Origin of the sequence: methane-oxidizing endosymbiont of Gigantopelta aegis (genome assembly GCF_016097405.1) — a bacterium.
GTDB lineage: Bacteria > Pseudomonadota > Gammaproteobacteria > Methylococcales > Methylomonadaceae > Methylomarinum.
Genome location: NZ_JAEHGD010000002.1, coordinates 69,891 through 72,982, shown reverse-complemented (window position 1 = coordinate 72,982; position 3,092 = coordinate 69,891). Strand labels below are relative to the sequence as shown.

General features: G+C 46.4%; 4 protein-coding genes. 2 read left to right on the top strand and 2 right to left on the bottom strand.

Translation table 11 applies throughout. The features are described from left to right. Positions 1-105 precede the first annotated feature (105 nt). Both cysE and JEU20_RS11125 read right to left on the bottom strand, forming a co-directional pair. A complete protein-coding gene (cysE, locus tag JEU20_RS11130) occupies positions 106-852 on the bottom strand; it encodes a serine O-acetyltransferase (RefSeq protein WP_198246118.1) in 747 nt (248 codons plus the stop codon). A 2-nt stretch (positions 853-854) separates the two neighbouring features. Further along, the gene (locus JEU20_RS11125) at positions 855-1,577 is read right to left on the bottom strand and encodes an RNA methyltransferase (protein WP_198246704.1); all 723 of its coding nucleotides are present in this window, start codon (positions 1,575-1,577) and stop codon (positions 855-857) included. A gap of 86 nt (positions 1,578-1,663) precedes the next feature. Between JEU20_RS11125 and JEU20_RS11120 the strand changes: the two genes are divergently transcribed. Both JEU20_RS11120 and JEU20_RS11115 read left to right on the top strand, forming a co-directional pair. Beyond that, positions 1,664-2,479 (top strand): inositol monophosphatase family protein, encoded by an 816-nt coding sequence (locus JEU20_RS11120; RefSeq protein WP_198246116.1) that lies wholly within the window; start codon positions 1,664-1,666, stop codon positions 2,477-2,479. Then, positions 2,442-2,795 (top strand): ISAs1 family transposase, encoded by a 354-nt coding sequence (locus JEU20_RS11115; RefSeq protein WP_198246114.1) that lies wholly within the window; start codon positions 2,442-2,444, stop codon positions 2,793-2,795. The genes JEU20_RS11120 and JEU20_RS11115 overlap by 38 nt, the downstream gene beginning before the upstream one ends. Positions 2,796-3,092 lie beyond the last annotated feature (297 nt).

The following is a 3,092-nucleotide window of genomic DNA, read 5'->3' as shown; positions in this document are numbered from 1 at the left end:
TAACCAATTTAAGTAAGGTTACTATATTAAAACCCAGTAATTTAGTCAACTTTTAACCCTATCTATACCACCCAGCCTGCCCCGGATATTACACCAAAACCCTGATTAACTTTCTCCTTTGATTTCGCAGTCATCCAGCTCAGGCATTGGCTCTTCATCAACTGCCATGCCCGCGGCATTCAATGCAGCCCGCATTTTCTCCAACTGCTTATCCATGATGTGAATATGATCGAGCATATGGTTGATGGCATGCGCAACCGGATCCGGCATATCGGTGGTTGCACCATAGGCATCAAATCCCATTTTCCGGGCAATTTGGTTACGCTTGTCTTTCACTTCTTTTGAATCTATCAAATGTGCGGGAATACCAACGACCGTAGCACCGGCAGGCACCGGCTTAACCACGACCGAGTTTGATCCAATCCTGGCCCCTTCGCCGACGTCTATCGGACCTAAAACCTTGGCACCTGCGCCCACCACGACACCATCTTTCAAGGTAGGATGCCGCTTGCCCTTGTTCCAACTGGTGCCACCTAAGGTGACGCCATGATACAACGTACAGTCATCACCAATAACGGCTGTTTCGCCAATCACGACCCCCATGCCATGATCGATAAAAAAACGTCGCCCAATAGTCGCGCCGGGATGAATTTCAATACCGGTCAGCCAACGCCCGATATGCGAACTAAAACGTGCCAGCCAACGAAACCCCATTCGCCATAATCTATGACTCACCCGATGAATCAGCAACGCATGAAAGCCCGGATAAGCCGTTACCACTTCAAACACACTCTGAGCGGCAGGATCACGCTCAAATACGCACTGAATATCTTCTTTTATCCGTTCAAACACGTTTATTTCCCATTGTGATGCTGTGAAAATCGCAAAATACCACGCAAAATATCAAGTTCTTTCACATCCAGTTCAACCCGGTTATAAATCCTGCGCAGTCTACGCATAATCGACCGTGATTTATCTTGATGCAAAAAACCAATATCATCCAAAGCCTGCTCCAAATGCTGATAAAAGCCTTCCATTTGCGCCGCAGTCGCCAACGGCTCGCGTTCGGTTTTAGCTTGTTTTTGGTATTGCCCGCTCGCTATAAACAACTCATAACTCACAACCTGAACCGCCGCCGCCAAATTCAGCGATCTGAATTCAGGATTACACGGAATACGTAACAAAAACTGACAGGTATCGAGTTCCTCATTCTTCAAACCCGAATGCTCACGGCCAAAAAGCAAACCAATTTTAGTGCCCTGATAATCGGGGCTGAGAAATTTCTCGGCACACTCACGCGCGCTTAATTCCGGCCATTGAATGGTACGATCCCGGGCGCTAGCACCCACAACAAACTGGCAATCTGCCACTGCCTCAGACAAGGTTTCACAAATTTTTGCACCGCTCAATACATCACTTGCACCTGCCGCTCGAGACGTTGCATCGGCATGAGGAAATATTTTAGGTCGGACCAGACGCAAATCCGACAATCCCATATTTTTCATTGCTCGCGCCGCTGCACCGATATTTCCCGGATGCGATGTTTCGACCAAAATGATGCTGAAATTTTCTAACACCATATATCCTGCTGCTGAAAAAGGCTTTATTTTAACAAATGATTTGTTATTCTATTGGGTTTATTTGATTTAGCTTGAAAACCAACATGCATCCAATGTTAAACATTGCTGTTCGCGCAGCAAGAAATGCCGGCGATATCATCCAGCGCGCTACCGATAATATCGGTCAATTACACATTAACCGTAAAGGTCAGTACGATTTTGTCTCAGAAATTGATTTCAAGGCCGAACAGGAAATCATTAAGACGATTCGCCAAGCCTATCCTGATCATGCTTTCTTAGCTGAAGAAAGCGGCGAACACCAAGGCAATGATTATGTCTGGGTGATTGACCCTTTAGATGGCACTACAAATTTTTTACACGGCTTTCCCCAATATGCCGTATCCATTGCATTGAAAGTAAAAGGAAAACTTGAAATCGGCGTTATTTACGACCCCACTCGGAATGACTTGTACACCGCAGAACGCGGCAGCGGCGCCATGCTAAATAACCGCCGTATTCGCGTTTCCAACCAAACAAAATTAGATAGTGCTTTGCTCGGCACCGGCTTCCCATTCAAATCCGATGAATATCTAGATGCCTACCTAGCCTTATTTAAACCCCTATGCATCGCCACTTCTGGCATCCGCCGCGCCGGAGCAGCCGCTTTGGACTTAGCCTATGTCGCCTGCGGCCGCCTGGATGGTTTTTGGGAAATCGGCTTGAAAGAATGGGATATGGCAGCGGGTATTTTGCTGATTAAAGAAGCCGGTGGCGTCGTGACCGATTTTTCATTCAATGACAGCTATCTTGAAAGCGGTAATGTCTTGACCGGTAGCCCAAAAATGCACCAGTTAATGTATAAAACGATAGAGCCATATATTGATGAAAAAATTAAAAGGCAATCAGGGGGAGTTACATAAGGATGTCAGAGCTTTTTGCCCAACAAAATATGCTTCTGAGGTTTTTCAGTCCGTGGATGGCGGACATGGCCGGATAAAAACCCGACAGTTGCACGCCAGCAGCGAGATTGACTGGCTCCGGGAGCGGCACCCTGAACGGGTCGGACTGAACAGTATCCTGGCTGTGACGTCTCACCGGGAACAACACGATAAAACAGAAACCCGGTATTTCATCAGCAGTCTAAAAGCTGACAACCCCAAACGATTAGCCCGGGCTGTGCGTGCACATTGGGGAATCGAAAACCAGCTACATTGGGTGCTTGATGTCGGTTTTTGATGAAGATCACAACCGTACCCAACACGGTCATAGCGCCGCTAACTTGGCCATCATTCGGCATCCTGCCTTAAATCTTCTTAAAAATGACTCATCCACCAAGGTGGGCGTCAAAACCAAGCGAGCTAAAGCAGGATCAGTATTTGCTTAAATTGCTGGACATCTTATACAGCAATTCCCGCTCATTTTGTAAACCTTGATATATAAGAGGTTGAAAAAATATGTTTCGTAAACTTTTTTGCGAAGATCGCTTCATTACTGCTCTGTGTCAAATTTTCAGCGGGAATTGTTAACGGATTA

What these genes read in the sequence shown, in the direction of transcription:
- JEU20_RS11120 (WP_198246116.1), top strand. Translation starts at nt 1,664, where the DNA reads ATGCATCCAATGTTAAACATTGCTGTTCGCGCAGCAAGAAATGCCGGC.
- JEU20_RS11115 (WP_198246114.1), top strand. Translation starts at nt 2,442, where the DNA reads ATGAAAAAATTAAAAGGCAATCAGGGGGAGTTACATAAGGATGTCAGA.